General features: G+C 66.9%; 14 protein-coding genes and 4 pseudogenes. 8 read left to right on the top strand and 10 right to left on the bottom strand.

From position 1 onward, the window contains the following. Positions 1 to 30 precede the first annotated feature (30 nt). A pseudogene (locus tag ACWCXB_RS29955) lies at positions 31 to 1231 on the bottom strand (IS110 family transposase). 211 nt (positions 1232 to 1442) lie between these two features. Between ACWCXB_RS29955 and ACWCXB_RS29950 the strand changes: the two are divergent. Then, complete coding sequence (locus ACWCXB_RS29950; RefSeq protein WP_450726883.1) at positions 1443 to 1730, top strand: Mur ligase domain-containing protein; 288 nt, start codon at positions 1443 to 1445, stop codon at positions 1728 to 1730. A 443-nt stretch (positions 1731 to 2173) separates the two neighbouring features. Here ACWCXB_RS29950 and ACWCXB_RS29945 read toward each other — a convergent pair whose 3' ends face one another. Both ACWCXB_RS29945 and ACWCXB_RS29940 read right to left on the bottom strand, forming a co-directional pair. Then, a complete protein-coding gene (locus tag ACWCXB_RS29945) occupies positions 2174 to 2611 on the bottom strand; it encodes a hypothetical protein (RefSeq protein ID WP_450726882.1) in 438 nt (145 codons plus the stop codon). A 171-nt stretch (positions 2612 to 2782) separates the two neighbouring features. Next, positions 2783 to 4522 carry a DUF2637 domain-containing protein gene (locus ACWCXB_RS29940; protein WP_450726952.1) on the bottom strand — a complete coding sequence of 580 codons (1740 nt, stop codon included), beginning with the start codon at positions 4520 to 4522 and terminating at the stop codon, positions 2783 to 2785. Between the two features lie 354 nt (positions 4523 to 4876). On the opposite strand from ACWCXB_RS29940, the gene ACWCXB_RS29935 reads away from it, so the two are divergent. Both ACWCXB_RS29935 and ACWCXB_RS29930 read left to right on the top strand, forming a co-directional pair. Beyond that, entirely contained in the window at positions 4877 to 5422 is a 546-nt protein-coding gene (locus ACWCXB_RS29935; RefSeq protein WP_450726881.1) for a hypothetical protein, read from the top strand. Next, a complete protein-coding gene (locus tag ACWCXB_RS29930; RefSeq protein WP_450726880.1) occupies positions 5419 to 6393 on the top strand; it encodes a CopG family transcriptional regulator in 975 nt (324 codons plus the stop codon). The genes ACWCXB_RS29935 and ACWCXB_RS29930 overlap by 4 nt, the downstream gene beginning before the upstream one ends. 156 nt (positions 6394 to 6549) lie before the next feature. Here the strand turns inward: ACWCXB_RS29930 and ACWCXB_RS29925 are convergent, their stop codons facing one another. Together ACWCXB_RS29925 and ACWCXB_RS29920 are read right to left on the bottom strand one after the other, a co-directional pair. After that, complete coding sequence (locus ACWCXB_RS29925) at positions 6550 to 7803, bottom strand: ParB/RepB/Spo0J family partition protein (RefSeq protein ID WP_450726879.1); 1254 nt, start codon at positions 7801 to 7803, stop codon at positions 6550 to 6552. Beyond that, entirely contained in the window at positions 7800 to 8741 is a 942-nt protein-coding gene (locus ACWCXB_RS29920; protein ID WP_450726878.1) for a ParA family protein, read from the bottom strand. Before ACWCXB_RS29920 ends, ACWCXB_RS29925 begins: the two co-directional genes overlap by 4 nt. A 337-nt stretch (positions 8742 to 9078) precedes the next feature. Between ACWCXB_RS29920 and ACWCXB_RS29915 the strand changes: the two genes are divergently transcribed. The 4 genes and pseudogenes from ACWCXB_RS29915 (at position 9079) to ACWCXB_RS29900 (ending at position 10483) form a co-directional block, all read left to right on the top strand. After that, positions 9079 to 9411 carry a transposase gene (locus ACWCXB_RS29915; protein ID WP_450726877.1) on the top strand — a complete coding sequence of 111 codons (333 nt, stop codon included), beginning with the start codon at positions 9079 to 9081 and terminating at the stop codon, positions 9409 to 9411. Beyond that, positions 9378 to 9527 (top strand): annotated as a pseudogene (locus ACWCXB_RS29910) (hypothetical protein); the annotation flags it as partial. The gene ACWCXB_RS29915 and the pseudogene ACWCXB_RS29910, both read left to right, overlap by 34 nt. A 25-nt stretch (positions 9528 to 9552) precedes the next feature. Beyond that, positions 9553 to 9828, top strand: a complete 276-nt coding sequence (locus ACWCXB_RS29905) for an integrase core domain-containing protein (protein ID WP_450726876.1) — start codon at positions 9553 to 9555, stop codon at positions 9826 to 9828. 322 nt (positions 9829 to 10150) lie between these two features. Next, positions 10151 to 10483 (top strand): CPCC family cysteine-rich protein, encoded by a 333-nt coding sequence (locus ACWCXB_RS29900; protein WP_450726951.1) that lies wholly within the window; start codon positions 10151 to 10153, stop codon positions 10481 to 10483. 148 nt (positions 10484 to 10631) lie between these two features. Here ACWCXB_RS29900 and ACWCXB_RS29895 read toward each other — a convergent pair whose 3' ends face one another. The 3 genes and pseudogenes from ACWCXB_RS29895 to ACWCXB_RS29885 form a co-directional block, all read right to left on the bottom strand. Then, positions 10632 to 10976, bottom strand: a complete 345-nt coding sequence (locus ACWCXB_RS29895; protein WP_450726875.1) for a hypothetical protein — start codon at positions 10974 to 10976, stop codon at positions 10632 to 10634. Between the two features lie 332 nt (positions 10977 to 11308). Further along, positions 11309 to 12016, bottom strand: a complete 708-nt coding sequence (locus ACWCXB_RS29890) for a hypothetical protein (RefSeq protein WP_450726874.1) — start codon at positions 12014 to 12016, stop codon at positions 11309 to 11311. Between the two features lie 601 nt (positions 12017 to 12617). Then, positions 12618 to 12797: pseudogene (locus tag ACWCXB_RS29885) on the bottom strand (DUF4240 domain-containing protein); the annotation flags it as partial. Positions 12798 to 12809: 12 nt separating this feature from the next. On the opposite strand from ACWCXB_RS29885, the pseudogene ACWCXB_RS29880 reads away from it, so the two are divergent. Further along, positions 12810 to 13658: pseudogene (locus ACWCXB_RS29880) on the top strand (aldo/keto reductase). Positions 13659 to 13903: 245 nt separating this feature from the next. Here ACWCXB_RS29880 and ACWCXB_RS29875 read toward each other — a convergent pair. Both ACWCXB_RS29875 and ACWCXB_RS29870 read right to left on the bottom strand, forming a co-directional pair. Next, entirely contained in the window at positions 13904 to 15061 is a 1158-nt protein-coding gene (locus ACWCXB_RS29875; protein WP_450726873.1) for a ParB/RepB/Spo0J family partition protein, read from the bottom strand. Further along, positions 15058 to 16299 (bottom strand): ParA family protein, encoded by a 1242-nt coding sequence (locus tag ACWCXB_RS29870; RefSeq protein WP_450726872.1) that lies wholly within the window; start codon positions 16297 to 16299, stop codon positions 15058 to 15060. The genes ACWCXB_RS29875 and ACWCXB_RS29870 overlap by 4 nt, the downstream gene beginning before the upstream one ends. Positions 16300 to 16697 lie beyond the last annotated feature (398 nt).

Here is a 16697-nt window from a genome sequence, read left to right as displayed (position 1 = left end):
TCCCCTGCGCAAGGAGTCTCAATGACGAAGTCAAGCCGCCTGCGTGACCGGCGGGGCGGAGGTGAACACCCTTCCGTCACGCAGCAGCGCCCACAAGACACTCGCCCGTCGGCGCGCCAGGGCGATGACGGCCTGGACATGCTTGCAGCCCTCGCCACGCTTCTTGAGGTAGAAGTCTCGGTTCGGTCCTTCGCGGATGATGCTGGTCTGGGCGGACATGTAGAAGACCCGTCGCAGGCGGCGGCTGTAGCGCTTGGGCCGGTGGAGGTTGCCGGTGCGGCGCCCGGAGTCGCGTGGCACGGGCACGAGTCCGGCCGCCGAAGCCAGGTGGCCGGCGTCCGCATAGGCCGACAGGTCGCCCGCGGCGACGACGAACTCCGCCCCGAGTATCGGGCCCATGCCGGGCAGCGACTCAATGATCTCCGCCTGGGGATGGGACCGGAACGTCTCGCGGACCTGCTTGTCGATGCGCTTGAGCCGGTCGTCGAGGGCGAGGATCTGTGCTGCGAGGTCGGCGACGATCTGCGCAGCGACCTCCTCACCGGGCAGGGCAGTCTGCTGTGCCTGCGCAGCCTCCAACGCCGTGGCCGCGACCGTGTCCGCGTTGCGCACGCCGCGGTTGGCCAGCCAGGCCGTGAGCCGGGCCCGTCCGCGGTGACGGATCGCGGCCGGTGTCTGGTAGCCGATCAGCAGCACCAGCGCGCCCTAGTGGGCCGAGTAGTCGAAAGCCCGCTCCAGCGCGGGGAAGACGCCGGTCAGCACGTCGCGCAGACGGTTGATCATCCGTACCCGGTCGGCCACCAGATCGGCGCGGTGGGCGGTCAGCAGAGCGAGGTCGGCGGCGAGCTGGGCGGGCACGTCGATCGCGGCGAAGTCGTTGCGGTGGCGGGCGGTTTCGGCGATGACGTAAGCGTCGCGGGCGTCGGTCTTCGCCTCGCCGCGGTAGGCGCCCGACATGCGGTTGACGGTCCGTCCGGGGACATAGACGGCCCGCTGGCCGTGGGCAGCGAGCAGGGCCAGCAGCAGCGCGTAGGACGTGCCGGAGATGTCCACCGCCCAGTGGACCTCGTCTGCCAGATCCAGGATCTCGCCGAGCGCGGTCAGGATCGCCGACTCGTCGTTGTCGATCTTCTTCGACCACAGCGTGGCACCGGTTTCATCGACCACGGCCGCCCAGTGGTGGCCCTTGCCCGTCGATACCTGCCCAGGCCCGGGCCCGTTGCTTGCTCACTCGCCCCTCCTCGTTCCGCACAGCATGCCGTCGGCCCGAGGAACACCCCGCTGTCATCTCCGTAATCAGCGACCGCACACAGCGCGCACATCTCAATCAGCAGCCAGGGCGCCCTGGAGAGCCGGGCGGCCACTCCTTGCAAGCCACTGAAGACAGAGCCTCATCAGCCACACCCGGCCCTCCCGGGCCGCCCAACAACTTACGGAGCCTCATGATCCCCCTGACCCTCGCCGACATCGCCCAGGTCACCCAGGGCCGACTGCACAACATCACCGACGCCAACGCCCTGGTCACCGCGCCGATCTCGTTCGACTCCCGCGACATCGCGCCCGGCGGACTGTTCGCCTGCCTCAAAGGACGGACCCTCGACGGTCACGACTTCGCCGCCCAGGCCGCAGCCGACGGCGCCATCGCCGTCCTCGCTGACTCTCCTCAGAGCGGCTTGCCCGAAGGCTTGCCCCAGACCCTCAAAGAGCAGATGAGGGGCATGCCCGTGTGACGGGCAAACCCCTCGTGACCGATCAGGCAAGCCTGGCGGGGCGCTGGGCAAGCCCCAGTGACCGGCCGATGCCACCCGGGCAAGCCCCATCCAGGGACGGGCAAGCCGGGTCTGCGTGGGCTGGAACGGGGCCGCCGTGCGCGTCTATCGGTCACGGCCAAGCGGTGACCGATGAGCGGCGGATCGCTCGTGACCGATGGCCGATGCGCCCCTGCACCGGTCACCGGTTACGAGGGCCTGCATCGGTCATCAAACATCGGCCGGCTCGGGTAGCCGCCACCACCACCGTGGCGCTCGCCCTCGGTGTGGCCGGCCCAGCCTCGGCCGCCATCTGGACGCGTACGGTCACCGAAGGTGCGACGTACACCTGACCGTCACCGGCTCGGTTCCACCGCCCGGGCCGACACATCCGGTGCTGCGCGTTGCGCATGCCGGGCCTGCGACTATCGATCGACGGCGTCGCGCGCTGCGTAGGCCAGAAGCTCCTGAATGGCTGCCTCGTTGGAGATGGGCCGGCGGGTCCGCCATTCGTTCAGCGTCTCCCGGACCGTGTGCGCAACGGCGTAGGCGTGCTGCGCAAGGTCGTCGTCCAGCGGTGCCACTCCCCCGGTTTCTGTGCGTCCTGTGACGATGATCGGCCCATGCATCGGGTACACAGCCGTACCGCGCCAGGCGCTCGCCAGTGCCCAGGCGACGAGGTTCTCCTGGAGCCCGATCACCGTGGCTTCGCCGTGGACGTGCAGGAGCGCCTGGCGGTGATACACGGCCTGGTCGACGGCGCCGGTGGTTCCGACCTGCTCTCGGATTGCCTGGTGCGTCTCCTCTTCAGGCAGCGCGACCTCGGCGACGGTGTTGTCCGTTGCGATGCGCAATGCGCGCACAGGTCTCCTCCTCGACAAATCAACAGGTGCGGGACTGCGCAGACGCCATTGCGCAGCGCTGCGCAATGATCACGCTAGCTGCGCAGGGCGCAGATGATCAGGGATCTCTGTGATTGCGCAGGCGGCATCCCTGCTGGCGCGCTGTAGGTGCACGATGCGCATCGGCGGGCGTCAGGATGCGGCGGCGTGGTGCCGGGTAAGGGCCTGCCAGCGACGCTCGAAGTCCTCGGCGTGCTCGGTGATGTCGGCAGCGGTGACGGGTTCGTTGTACTGGGCGGTGATCCCCCAGGCTGCGCAGTCCTGCGCAACTGTCTCGGCCGAGGGGTAGTCGCTGCGCATCCGGTGCTCGGCCCACACGCTGTAGATCCGGAAGGCCAGGAAGTATCGGCGCAGTGTGCTCGGGCTGACCGGACGCTGGCCGCGGCCGAGCACACCCTTCTCGGCGAGGTAGGCGGACAGTTCCTTGTCGGTGGCTTCGCCACCGTGCTGCTGCTGGTACTCGCGCCAGGCGAGGAAGTACCTGTCGACCTTGGACAGTGCGCTCCCCTCCCCCGCGTCGCTGGTGGCCGGGTCGTCGATCGTGGCATCGACCTTCAGGCCGCGGGCCGTCTGCGCAGGCACAGCGCCCGCCAGGACCGGCGGCTCAGTGACCGTGGGACTCGGCTCAGCCTCTTCTTCAACTTCCGTATCCGCCGGCGCAGAGCCAGGAGCGGAGTCCTGGAACTCTTGCTGCCACAAGGCCTGGACGCTCGCATCCACCACATCGGCGGACAGCGGACGTCCATCGGCGTCGGTGATGCCATATTGCTCGGCCAGGTACGTGGCGAAGTGACCGGTGGTGGGGAACTGGCCGTAGGTGTTGGCGTACTCGTACCAGGCCCGGTAGAGGAACTCCTCCCAGGTCTCGCCCAGATCGGTGTCGGCTACCTCGCCGACGTCGTCAGAGGAAAGGTCAGGTGTGCCTGCGGCTGCGTTCTGGTGCGCGCGCTGAGGATCCTGCAGCAGGGACGGATCACGCCCAGAACTCAGGGTTGCCTGTGCCCCGCGCTGGGCTGCTGGGAGTGGCTGCGGGGATCCGCTCAGTGCCAGCTGTTCCTCAGCTTCCGCAAGCTGCTTTCTGCCCCCGGGAGCCGGCGTGGATGCGGTGGTGTCCTCACGTTGCGCACTGAGGAAGAGCATGGGTGCGTCGATTCCGGCGGCGGCGAGCCCGGCGGGCGCCGTCTTGGCCAGCGGAACGCCGTACTTCGCGAGCCGCAGCGGCATCAGCGACTCGACCGGAGCCTTGCGCCGCCAGGCGCGCCCGAAGCGGGCCTGGAGGCGGGCCTGGTAGATCAGCCGGTCCTGCTCCAGCTTGATGACCTGCTCGTACGAGCGCAGCTCCCACAGCTTCATCCGCCGCCACAGCCGGAACGTGGGCACGGGCGACAGCAGCCAGCGGGTGAGCCGCACGCCCTCCATGTGCTTGTCCGCCGTGATGTCCGCGATCCTGCCCACCGCGTGCCGGGCGGCCTCGACGGCAACCACGAAGAGCACCGGGATGACGGCGTGCATACCGACGCCGAGCGGGTCGGGCCAAGCGGCGGCACCGTTGAACGCGATCGTCGCCGCCGTCAGCATCCACGCCGTCTGGCGCAGCAGCGGGAAGGGGATACGGATCCAGGTCAGCAGCAGGTCGAGGGCGAGCAGCACACAGATGCCCGCGTCGATGCCGATGGGGAAGACCAGGGAGAAGTCGCCGAAGCTCTTCTTCTCGGCGAGCTCGCGTACGGCGGCGTAGGACCCGGCGAAACCGATGGCGGCGATGACCACCGCTCCGGCGACGACGACCCCGATGAGTATGCGGTGAGTTCTCGTGAGCGTCACTGGCCTCTGCTCTGTCCCCGCGGTCACGTGCTGCCGCCCCTCCCTCATCTTTCTTCTCATGCCTGAGCGGATTTCACACTCTCACGGGCCTGAGTGCCTTGGCCCGTTCTGTGGCTGGACGTGGGTGATCGTCAGCCAAGTGTGATCACCAATGGGCACTCTGAGGGGCGTAGATCACCGTGAGTGATCGCGTTGTCGTTGGACGGCGCCACCGGACCGGCCCCTGCACGACCGGGTGCGGGGCCATGAAGCGGCCAGAGCCCGCACCCCCTGCGGGGACAGATCGTGCGGGCCTGGATGTCAGAGCCGATACGTACCGTGGAAAGACTGCGCGGCTGACCACGCACGCGGCCGGGCAGTGTTCATGAACGCGGGGACCGCCGAATCACAAGTAGGGGCGTGATGGTCGACATCGAAACTGAGATAGTCAGGACCTACGAACAGCACCAGGCAGCAATCCGAGCGGAACGAGCGAAGTTACAGGCACTACCAGCTGAATCACCGGACCTGGTCGCCGCGATCAGCACGCTGGAAAAGGCCGTGGATGCCCTCCTCGCCTATGAACAGCGCATCCCGGCACTGCGGGAGGAGCCTCACCGGGCCCTGAGCCAACGCATCGTCTCCTGGACGGTCGGCGCTCAATCTGCCGGGACTGTCCTGGTGGGCCTGGCGGTCATTCCCGGCTGGGTGGGCATGGGGTGGCTCATCCTGCTGGTCGTCCATCTGTTGACGGTGCTGAGCTGCTGGGCGCAGCAGATCACTGCCGACAGGCACCGCACTCAGCGGTATGCCGCTCTCGCAGTGAACGCACTCGGCGCCCTGGCGGGGGTTCTCGCCTTCAGCCTGATCTCGGCATGGTTCACCGTTCTCTATTTGATCGTCGCTGCGGTGACCAACGTCGTGCTGGTCGACAGCAGTCCAGCTGCGGTGAAGGGGGAGTCCGCGTGAGCATGGACAGTGCTTACGGCGCCGACGAGTTGCGCCGCCAACTGCGCAGCGTGCGCTCCGACCTGGAGGAGCTGAACCAAGCCGTCGACGACGTGAAGCGCACCGTCGACGACCTCGAGGTGGAGAACCTCCCGGAGAAGATCAGCAGCCTTCGCTACGACGTGGGCGAAGTCGAGGAGAAGGTCGACCGCGTCGAAGCGGACCTGTCCAGCGATATCGACGACAGCAGGCGGCTCCTCAAGCGCCTGGCCACTCGTGTGGAGTGGCTCGAGCGGCACATCCGCCACTCCCCCGACACCGAAACCGTCGACTTCGACGACGACACACCCGAGACACGTCGCCTGGTGCGCACCGTCGAGCTCGGGCTGGACGCGGAAGCAGGTCTGCTAACCGTTGCGCAGCGTCAGGGCCTCCAGGCGGCAATCAACCGGCACCAGGCCGCGGTCCGAGAGCGGGACGCTCACCATCAGGTGGTGCTGAAGGCGACCGAGACCCTGGCTGGCACACTCCCCCAGCACAAACGGCACACCCAAGCGGCGGCCGAGTTCAGGGCCGCCGTGCCCAAGGTGCGCCAGGCCCTGCAGGATCTGCCGCTTCTCGCCATGACCGCTGCCGAAGCACGCGAAGAGCTTGCGGAGGACGACACGAATCGCGCCCGGCAGGCACGCGTCATCAATGCCGCTCGGAAGGCCACCCAGCGACTGCATGGGCAGATGCGCGGCCGCCTGACCAACGCCCTCAACCGGCAGGTGATGCTTCCCACCTGGTTCGTCACCGTCCTCGGGCCCCTCCCGCCGGCGAAGGACACCGACGTGTGGATGGAAACCGCCACGAAGGTGCTGGTGTACCGGGCCACCTATCAAGTCACTGACCCCATCGTCGCGCTAGGCCCTCGCCCGGATGGCCACCGCCTGCGCCTCACCGAACGATACGAGCGTCGCAGCCGGGACCTGCGCCGATGGGCGAACTAAGACGCGCGCGGGCGTGGCCTGGTACGGGGCTGAGAATGACGAAGGGCGCCACCCACAGGTGTGGGTGGCGCCCGACGTGCTGATGCCTGACTCTTCCGGCGCCTCGGCTTCAGTGGCCTTCGGCCGGCGAACTTTCAGTCACCCCAGCGCGTACCTTCAGTCACTGGCAGCGTCATCTTGCGAGATGAGGCGCTCCAATGCGGCCGCCCAGTCCCGGATGCGTCCAAGCTCCAGTGCTGCCGCCTCAGGGTCTTCGACCCTCGCGCGGGCAATCAGCTCCAGATCTGCTGGCACAGAAACGGCGGCAAGTGTGTTGGCGAGCGTCGTCAGTACGTGGACCGCGGACATGGTTGCCACACGCTGGTTGGGCGGCCCGGGGGAGTCCTTGCGATGTACCGCGGTAAACGACTCGAAGGGTTCCTCGCCCTCCTTTGCCTCAGCCTTGAGGCCCGAGCCCTGGTTTACCGCGGTAAATGACTCCGCCCCGGCAGGGACCTCGTTCGGCTCCGACTTCCCATCGTGCTGCTCGTTTACCGCGGTAAACGGGTCACGAGCTGGCTGGGGAATCTTGACCCTTGTCGCTGCGGCCTGGGGTGGCGTCGACCCCTTGGCCTGGCGTTTCTTCTGCGCACCGTCCTCCAGGTAGCCATCGAGGAGTGCCAACTGCTCGTCGGCACCGAGCTCCTCGACTCCTGGCCGGGCACCAAGCCAGCGGGCTTTGCGCACCGAGATACCGTCACCACCACGCACTTTCGACCGCACGAGGGCTTGGACGTTCGGGTGCAGCCGGAGCAGGGCACGCCGCTGGGAGACCCAGCCTGGGGTCCACCCCTGGGCAGCGCATGCCTCCTTGGCCGTCGGGTACTGGTCGACGATCGCGAGGGCTGCCTTCGCTTCCTCGACAGGGTCGAAGTCGAGGCGGCCTGTGTTCTCGTCGTACGCGGCTCGGAGCAGGGTCGCCTTTGACTCGGCGATGGCGTCGTCCGTGAGCACCAGGAGCTTGTCGCGTCCGTACTTGTGGCTGGCCTTCAGTCGCCGGTTGCCGGCGATGATGACGACCTCGGCACTGCTCGGGATCTTGTCCGTGTCTTCGGGCCACAGCTTGAGATATGCGGCCGGAGTGACTCCGGTGCAAGAGGAGTGCTGCTTCTCGCGGATGGACTTGAGGTCGGCGAGGTCACCAACGTCATCGCGGGGGTTGCGCGGGTTGCCGACACATCGGTCGACGGGAATCCACTTGGCGCCGGACTCGCTCCCCTCCGCAGCCAGCTTCTGGGCTGCGACGGCTGGGGGAGTGGAACCGCGCAGGAGGGAGCCAATGCCGGCCGCCCGGCCGGTCCCGCTGCTTGTGCTGATTCCGAACAGGTCTGCGGTCGAACCGCTCAGCTCGTCGTCTTCAAGGCCGTTCATGCCTGTCCCCCTTCACGCTCCCGCAGGCGGGTGAACACTTCCCGCGTCAGTTTGGCCATGTCCTCAGCGACTGACTTCGAAGTCTGGCTGACGATCTGGTCGCTGGACGCCTCCCCCGAACGCACCTGCCAGAACGCGGGGCTGTTCTCCGCTGCCACTTCTAGTTCGTGTACGAGGAGGCCTCGCTCACGGGACTGGCGGGCGACGGCCTCAGAGTGCCGAACCACGCTGCTGAACATGGGGGCGCCCTCGCCGATGGTCTTCTCAACGTCCGCGACGACCGCACGCCGGATCGCGGTCGAGGAGGAGCCCGAGGCGAACAGGACTACACCCAGCAACTCCAGAAACGGATTGACCTGCTTGCGCACCAGGCCGAACTGACGGGCGATTCCCCCCAGCCCGTCCTCAATGGCGGCCGAGTCGGACTTCACCGGGACGATCAGCCAGCGAGCAGCTGCAAGGGCCAACTGCTGCAGCGGCGGGTTCTCCGGCGGCGAGTCGATCACGACGAGGTCGTAGCTGTCGGCCACCTGCTGCAGGGCAACGGCAAGCATCAACGCTTGCTGCTTCGCGTGGCCCTCGTACTTGAGGGCCAGATGGGATGGGAGCCTGCCGACATGCGGACCGCCCACCGCAACGTCGAGGTTGGGTCGCACGTTCCGAATGGGCGCCAGGGGACTGCCCGTCATGACAGCCTCGTACAAGGCCTTGCCCTCGTCATCGAGCGGGCTCTTGCGGTAGCCGAGTTCGCGGCCGACGTTTCCCTGCCCGTTGAGGTCCACGATGAGGACCCGAGCTCCGTCCGCTGCAGCAAGGCCACCCGTGTTGGCCGTTATCGTCGTCTTACCAACGCCGCCCTTACCGTTCCCGACCACCACAACTCGGGACAACATTCCCCAGTCAATCACCGGGACATCCTCTTCGAGATCAGTGAGCACGCGGTCTCCTGTGTGCGCCTAGTTCGTGGCGCGGGCCGTCCAGAGGCAGCACGGCGCATCCTTGCTTCCAGGCGAACATGCTGCCATGGCTGCGAAGACAATGCGCCAAGACCCCAGCGGTGATGGCCATATTCATAGAGATTGGGGCGGCCCCCAAGGCTAAGCCCATGCGATGGACAAGACAACAGGTGTCGCCACTGGCCGGGAACGTCGCTTCGTACGCGAGCGCGCCCAGATCGCCTTGTGCCGGCATCATCGGTTTACCGCGGTAAACAGCGGACTGAGTGAGGTTCCCCTCCTACTGTGGAGACCGTGACCGGAGGGATAGGTGGGGGTCATGGCATCCAGGAAGCGTATCTACGACGCTGAGTTCCGCGAGGGAGCGGTACGGATCGTGACGGAGACGGGGAAGCCGATTCCGGAAGTGGCTGAGGACCTGGGTATCCACTCGGGGACCCTGCACAGCTGGGTGTCGCGGGCGCGGCGCAACGGGTCGCCGTCGTCGGATCGGCCGGTGGCCGAGCCATCGCCCGGCGGTCGTCTGCGGGAGAACGAGCGCGCTGAGCCGGAGCGGCTGCGGGCCGAGGCCAGGGAGAAGGACAAGCGCATCCGCGAGCTGGGGATGGAGCGTGATGTGTGCAAGCGATTCGTGGCCTTGTGGGCGAAGTAGCTGAGGCGGACCCGGCCGTCGTGGTCGGGGTGATCAGCCACTGCAAGGCCGAGCAGAAGATTCCGTACCGCACCGCCTGCCGGGCGCTGGGGGTGTCCGAGTCGTGGTTCTACAAGTGGCGGGATCGTCCGCCGACCGCGCGTGAGGCGCGTCGGCAGCAACTGGCCGAGGAGATCGAGGAGATCTTCCCGATCTTGTTTCGACAACGCCGTGAACGAGGCGTTCAACAGCGTCCTCAAAGTGGAGTACGTCCACCGGCACACCTTCCGCACCCGCGCTGAGGCCCGCATCAAGATCGCCACCTGGATCACCAACTTCTACAACGCCAGGCGGCTACACAGCGTGTGCGGGTTCAAGAGCCCGATCGACTACGAACGTGACTACCGAGCCACCCTCGCCGAGGGACTGGCCGCATAGACCGTCTCCACGCTGCGAGGGGATTGACACCTCCTCACCTACCCCCTCCAGAGCGTGGTAGGTCCGAGCGCCGAAGGCGCTCGTGTACTGCGGTAAATCAGGAGAGGTCGGTCCTGATTACCTGCGCTCGTGAATCGGGTCTACCCGTGGATGCCCCACGCCGGCGAGCCCGTCGTCGCATCACGCAACTCAGTCGAGCCAGAGCGATGGGGCCCCGGGGGCTGGAGGGACCGCGCCGCTCTACCGCGGTAAACCGCGCCAGATCGATCGACAGGGCTACCGGGCTACGGCGATTCTTGTGGATCTTTCGAGGGGCAGGAAGATGTTGGCCATGCCTGCCGACGAATCGAGCACTACTCCCTCCAAAACTCGGACCGCAGGAGGGCTGCTCGCGTGTCCTTGCTGCTGCCAGCAGACGTTGGAGGAGCGGGCGAACTTCGAGATCTGCCCGGAGTGCGGTTGGGAGGACGACGGGCAGGATGACGAGGACGCCCACATCGTCCGTGGCGGGCCCAATGGCCGACTGAGCCTGACGCAGGCACGGTTGGACTACTTGGAAGCAGAAGCTGGGGAATCCGACGGGGTCGTCGGTGACGCGCGGTGGGCAGGGCGTGTGGCTGTCAGAAGCCCGCCGCCACGTTCCAGACCTGACTGAATAGGGCGCCGCCCGGCAGCCCCCTCGGTTCTGTGTTCAATCGCCTCAAGCATTGGCGTGGTCCGGCAGCTCTACGAGGAGGCCGCCTAGGTCTGCCGCGCCGGCTCCTGGCCTTTCCTTCTGATCAGCCTCTGAAAGAGCAGGCAGCTCACAGCCGCAGGCATCCTCCCTGCGGGTCGTAACAGACAAGCCCGTGCTCTCGAGCCAGAGAAGCGGCGTACCCGGAGACCACCTCAGCCTTGCCATAGGACATGAGCAGGTACACGATCGGCCTCGAGGCCTCGTTGATGACCGGTGACGACGCCCATACGACACCGCCGTCGACGTCGTCCGGGTACCGCTGGACGAGCGCCTCGACGTAGGCCACGATGTGCGGCGCCGGAGGCACGACGACATCATCCGACTCGAGGTAACGCGCATACAGCTCGTCGTAGACCGAGCCCGCCTCGTGGTTGTCACGTTGGACGTTTACCGTCCCACACAGCAAGGTCATACCTCACAGCCGAATCGTCGCAGGTGACAGTTCGGCCGGCGCCAGCAGGCCCTGCCGCCCGGTGATCCGTGATAGAGCTCCCACAGGCTGGAGCCAGGCCGCCCGTGTTTACCGCGGCATATCGCGCCAAGCTCGGTCGACGGGGCTACCTGGTCAGGCGCTCGACCCACGACGATGCTCGACCTGAATACTGCGGTCGTCACGTCTCAGGAAATCGGCACGGCGAGGGTGTCGGCATACACCAGGATGTACTCAGCCAGGCACGGACGTTCATCCGTACCCCGCCGAGCACGTAACCAAGTACCCCGGCAGAGGGGACGGAACGGAGACCCCTACGTATCGGGGTACAGCGCTGCCGCCGCCTCGACAGCAAGCCGAGCATCTTCCGTCGCAGCCACTGGCCGAGCGGTGCGTTGCTCAATCTGCCTGAGAGTACGCGCGGCCGCCGCCACATACGTCGCCAGACTCACCTGCTGGGTAGGAGTGCGGCAGCCAGGAAGCACGGCCTCGACGTTGTCCAGCCAGTCGCTGACCTCCTCGTCTTGGACCAGTTCCGCACGGTGGTCCAAGAGCTTCTGAGCAACTCGCACTGTCAGGTCGTGTCGCCTTCGCGCCTTCTCCTCCCGCCGCCGTTCAGCTTGCTCCGCCGCCGCGAGCCGCTGTTGGGCCAGAGCCACGGCTTCCGGAGTACGTCGGACAGACCGCTTCTCGAGGGAGCCGTCGCTGAGCGACACCGCTCTCATCCGCTGAGTCTTGTTGTAGGCGGCGCTCGGAGCACGGACGGCGAGCGGGGCCACGAGCTGTGCCCACTCCGCCCCAGCGGCACGGGCGTCGTCTACCGCCTGCAGTTGGTGCCGGTCGATCTGCTCGCGCAGGTACTGCCACAGCTGCACCCGCTTGAGCGCTGCCACACGTCGAACTTCATCCGTGGCTTCGCGGAGACGGCTGACGTTCCGCTCAGCCCAGACCAGCGCGGCATAGAGCTCACCGTCAGCTGGCATGTCATCGGCGTCGCCGACTTTCTCGTACAGGCTCCGCAACTCGCCTACAAGCGCTGGTGCGTCAAGGGCTCCCACACTCTGAGGGGCCCTGACCAGTGGTGCCTCAGGCGGGGGAGTGGTGCGTCGTCTCTTTCTGTGCACACCAATGATTGTCCACGGAAGCTGATTCACAGAATGTGAATCGGCTTACCCGGTGGCTTCGCGCTGGCCTTGTGCCCGAGGACGCTGACCTGTCTCGCTCTTCCTGAGCCACCGCCGCGCCCGGCTGCCTACGGTCGTCGTACCAGGTCAGCCGCCTATTGGGGAGCGGCTGGTGGATGCGGAGAGCTTCTAGCTGGACTACGTCGACGCTCGCGCGAACTGCAGCCGCTTGAGGTGATGTAGTCGGCTTAGGCCGACCGGCAATAGGCGGCCGCTGTGGGTTCGGGGGATGGGCTGGATACGGTGCGGGCACGGGTCCACGTGATCATGGAGTTCTCTACGCTCAGTGATCACGAAGGACGGCCGTGCCCGCGCTGCCATCTTGCCTGCTTGAACCCCTCTGGGACCAGTTCGCTGCTCTCCTGCCCGCCCGGGGAGAGTGGACCTCCGAGGTGTCCGCCAGGGCATCGGGATCGGCCACCGCCCGGGAGAAGGCTTCCCGACCAAGCCCCACCATCCACAAGCCGAAGTAGCAGAACGAACACCAGCCACCGAAGATCCGGTCCACCGCTGCCCACAAGTCCCAGGTGAACGCTTCGTGCCTCACCTCGTTCAGGCGCACCTGGAACTGCAGGATCTCAGACCACGGCATTCGTGACAGTTCGCTAAGTATCCACATGAACCGGGCACGATCTCCGCGGCAGCCTCGGGTACGTGGCTGCTCGGTGACCTCAAGGTCAACAGGATCGGCTTCGGCGCCATGCGCCTGACCGGCAGCGCCGCGTTCCACCAGGGCAACCCCAGCAACCGCGGCCAGGCGATCGGTGTACTCCGTCGCGCGGTCGAGTTCGGCGTCAACCACATCGACACCGCGGCGTTCTACTTCTCCCGGCTACGGTCCGCCAACGAGCTGATCAACTCGGCGCTGGCGCCGTACCCGGACGACCTCGTCATCCCCACCAAAGTCGGCCCAGCCAGGGACGTCTCCGGCGAGTGGACCACCTCCGCGCGGCCCGACCAGCTGCGAGGCCAGGTCGAGGAGACCTGCGCCAACTCGGTCGCGATCACCTCGACGTGGTCAACTTGCGCATCATGGGCAGGACTCCATCAGCGAGCATTTCGGGGCCCTCGCCGAGCTGCGCGACGCCGGCCTCATTCGCCACCTCGGCATCGCCAACGCCCGCCCTGCGCACCTGGCCGGAGCCCAGGCAATCGCACCGGTGGTGTGCGTCCAAAACCGCTACGACATCGACGCGTCCATCGGCGAACGGATGCTCCGCGCATGCGCAACGCGCGGCATCGCGCCTGGTGCCTTTGCCGTCCATGCCGAGCACGACGAGGTTCGCGCTGTCGCCCGCGAACGCGGCGTATCACGGCGCAGGTACGGCTGGCATGGCCCCTGCAGCAGGGCGCACACGTGCTGGCCATCCCCGGGACGGGCAACCCGGACCACCTCGTCGACAACGTGGCGGCGGGCGCACTCCGGCTGACGGAGGAAGAACTCATCCTCCTCGATTCGATCGGCCGCACTGCGTCCTGATACCGGCTGCGTCAACCGTGCTTGAGCAATTGCCGGAACGGCCTCGTGATCGAAGGGAGAGGCTCTAGGCACGACACCACTGACGCGCCCGCCCCGCTCGGCAGGTACGGATGGCCACTCACTATTACGACGTAATAGTGAGTGCTCGGGCGCGCCCGTGGGAAGCGGGGCTGTCGGGGCGAGCCGGAACCGAGAACGGCCCCGCTCCCCACCGGGTGGTAGGGGAGCGAGGCCAGAGTCCGGGGCTACTGAGCTTTGAGTAGGAGTTCGGCGACCTGTTGGCGGTACTCGGGGCTGCTGGCAGCCATGAGATCGGCTACGAACGCTTCGGGGGTTCCGAGCAGTTCCAGGTAGCGGCCGATCATCCGGTGGCGTTCGGGTTCGAGGACCTTCGAGAAGATGATGTCCATGCTGGCCACTCCATCCGCCCACGGCATCTTGATCTGAGGCGGCTTGGCCGGAGGCGCCGAACGCGGGTCGGGAACGGCCAGGGTTCGCTCAGGTTCCTGTGAGTGGGGGACGTCGGTGACCGGCTTTATTACGTCGTAATGATCGTCTTCGGCTGCGGATGCTCCGCCGGGGGCGTCCGGCGCACCTGATTGTGTGGCTGGTGGCTCGGTCTCCGCGCTCGACTCTTCATCAGTGCCAGTCCGCTTGCGCATGTTGGCTGCGGCCTGTCTGGCGGCTTTCTCCTGTGCGCGCCTGTCCTTCAACTGCTGGAGGTGCTGTGCCTGTTCCTCCGGCTCTTTGCGGCCTACGAGCCGAAGCAGGTCGGCAGGCTCTTCCCCCGACTCGAGCTTCTTCTTGAGCTCGGGCGTGAGGCCGAGCAGGGCGAGCCGCTGGGACACCCAGCCCTGTGACCGGTGGAGGCGGGCCGCCAGGGCTTCCTGGGTGCCGTGCACACCGAGCAGTTGCTGGAGCGCCCGCGCTTCGTCCAGGTGGGAGAGGTCCTGGCGGTGGATGTTCGCGACGAGGGCGGACTCGAGCAGCTCGTCGGGGTTGCTGCCGAGGTCGTCGTCCAGCATCACCTTGATTTCAGCGAGGCCCGCTTCGCGGGCCGCGGCCAGGCGGGTGCTGCCGTCGATGGCGACGTACCTGGTGCCCTCCTCCAGCTCGTCCTCGCGGTCGGGGTTCGCCTCGAGGTAGCTGAAGCGGGACATGATGCTGATGGCCTGCTTCTGCCCGTGGTCCCGCAGGCTGCCGGCCAGGTCTGTCAGGTCGCCCATCTCGGAGCGAGGGTTCGCCGGGTTGAGGCTGATCACGGATACCGGGAGCTTGACCGGCGGCGGAGCTCCTTCGGTCGGGGCCTGGGTGGCCGCGTTGATGGCTGCCCGCCGGGGGCTGATGGACTGAGCCGCCTGGAACGAGCTTCCGGCTCCGAGCTTGGCTGCCTTGCTGCTCATGCAATCTCCCGTGCGAGTGCGCGCATGGCCACGGCCTGGTCGCACCTGGGTGCGTAGGCGAGGAGTGGCCGCTTGACTCGCACCGATTCCTTTTGTTCCTTCAGGTCTCCGATGACGCCGACGACGCGCGGGTCCTTTATCGACATCCAGTTCTCGAGTGACGAGGTGGCGATGTAGCCGCGGCGGGCGTCGTAGTGGTTCACCACGATGCCGAGGTACTCGAGCTCGAGGCCCATGTCGCTGCGGAGGTCCTCGATCTGGGAGGTGAGGAGGCCGTATGCGTCCGCGGAGCTGTCCTCGGCCTGGACGACGACCAGGATCCCGGAGTTGCCCGGTTCCTCGCCGGGGCGTCGGCGGCCGTAGTAGGCGGCCGCGTCCATGCTCAGGCCCAGGCTTGGGGGGCAGTCCACGACGATCGCGTCGTAGTCGGCCTCGATCGGCGCGAGGGCCCGCTCGAGGGCGGCTTCCCGTGCGCGGACGCCGGACAGCTTGACGTCGAGGAGGAACGCGTCAGTGCACGCCGGCAGAAGGTGCAGACGTCCGCCGAACCGGTCGTCGTCCACTTCGACGATCAGGTCGCGGAGTTCTCCCTTCGACTCGCCGGACATGTGCTTGGTGAGGCTGTCGCCTTCGAGGGGGAGCGGCTCGTGTCCGAGTTGCTTGGTCAGGTGGCACTGCGGGTCGAAGTCGACGAGCAGCACCCGCTGTCCGAGGCCGGGCAGGTCTTCGTAGTCGAGGGCGGGGTCTTCCTCGTGGTCCTCGTTCAGGAGGGCGGCGAAGTGCTTGGAGATCCGCACGGGGTGGAGGGTGTTCGAGTCCTCGGCGAGCGCTTCCCCGATGCCGGCGGTGACGGCGGTTTTGCCGACTCCGCCCTTCTGGTTGCAGACGATGCGGCGCTTGACGACGACCGGCCGCTGAACGTGCGGGGCCGGATTCTTGTCCAGCCATACCTGAACGGACTGGGAGAGGCCTTGGACTATGGAGACGCCCCGGGCGGCGCAGTCTTTGCGGAAGTCCTCCCACTGGCCGGGCGGGAGCCAGGTGGAGAAGGACTTGGCGCCCGCGGTGTCGACGGGGGAGAGGTTCGCACCCAGCCCGCGCCAGGCCGTGATACCCGCTTCGACCGCGTGCTGGATGTCGATGCCGTGCTGGGCTGTACGGATCTTCAAGTCCTGCTGCAGCCCGGCTGGGAGCTTGGAGACGACCTTTTCCCGGTCGCCTGGGGTGGGTGATGTCATGGTGGACACCTTACTAACGTTCAAGATTGATTGCTGCATCAACACGTTAGTAAGCCCCAAGTTGTTGCACTCGACTCCGGGGCGGCCAACTGGCTGGCCAGTATTACGTCGTAATGAAGGTGCCTCGCCGACACTGCGGCCCGCGTCGGTGGCCGGCCGGTGAGTATTACGTCGTAATGAAGATGCCTGCTCCGCACATGGCTGTTCGCTACGTCGCCGGGTTGGCGAGGTGGGACAGCCCACTCATGACCGACGGCCTGGTCATCAGGGAGTGCCTCAGTCAGCTTTGGCGGCACGCGTCCACCAGTCGTGCCAACAGTTCGGCTTCATGGGGGTGGCTGCCGGATGCGGAGGCTGAGCGGTGGGGCGTGGCAGCGGGCTTGCCTCGGTTACGGCCG

The organism is Streptomyces sp. NPDC001514 (assembly GCF_053597075.1).
This window is presented reverse-complemented; position numbering and strand designations above follow the sequence as displayed.

Bases quoted from the DNA above. Each gene is read 5' to 3' on its own strand.
- ACWCXB_RS29950 (WP_450726883.1), top strand. From the start codon at position 1,443: ATGATCCCCCTGACCCTCGCCGACATCGCCCAGGTCACCCAGGGCCGA.
- ACWCXB_RS29940 (WP_450726952.1), bottom strand. From the start codon at position 4,522: ATGAGGGAGGGGCGGCAGCACGTGACCGCGGGGACAGAGCAGAGGCCA.
- ACWCXB_RS29935 (WP_450726881.1), top strand. From the start codon at position 4,877: ATGGTCGACATCGAAACTGAGATAGTCAGGACCTACGAACAGCACCAG.
- ACWCXB_RS29925 (WP_450726879.1), bottom strand. From the start codon at position 7,803: ATGAACGGCCTTGAAGACGACGAGCTGAGCGGTTCGACCGCAGACCTG.
- ACWCXB_RS29915 (WP_450726877.1), top strand. From the start codon at position 9,079: ATGGCATCCAGGAAGCGTATCTACGACGCTGAGTTCCGCGAGGGAGCG.
- ACWCXB_RS29900 (WP_450726951.1), top strand. From the start codon at position 10,151: ATGTTGGCCATGCCTGCCGACGAATCGAGCACTACTCCCTCCAAAACT.
- ACWCXB_RS29895 (WP_450726875.1), bottom strand. From the start codon at position 10,976: ATGACCTTGCTGTGTGGGACGGTAAACGTCCAACGTGACAACCACGAG.
- ACWCXB_RS29875 (WP_450726873.1), bottom strand. From the start codon at position 15,061: ATGAGCAGCAAGGCAGCCAAGCTCGGAGCCGGAAGCTCGTTCCAGGCG.
- ACWCXB_RS29870 (WP_450726872.1), bottom strand. From the start codon at position 16,299: ATGACATCACCCACCCCAGGCGACCGGGAAAAGGTCGTCTCCAAGCTC.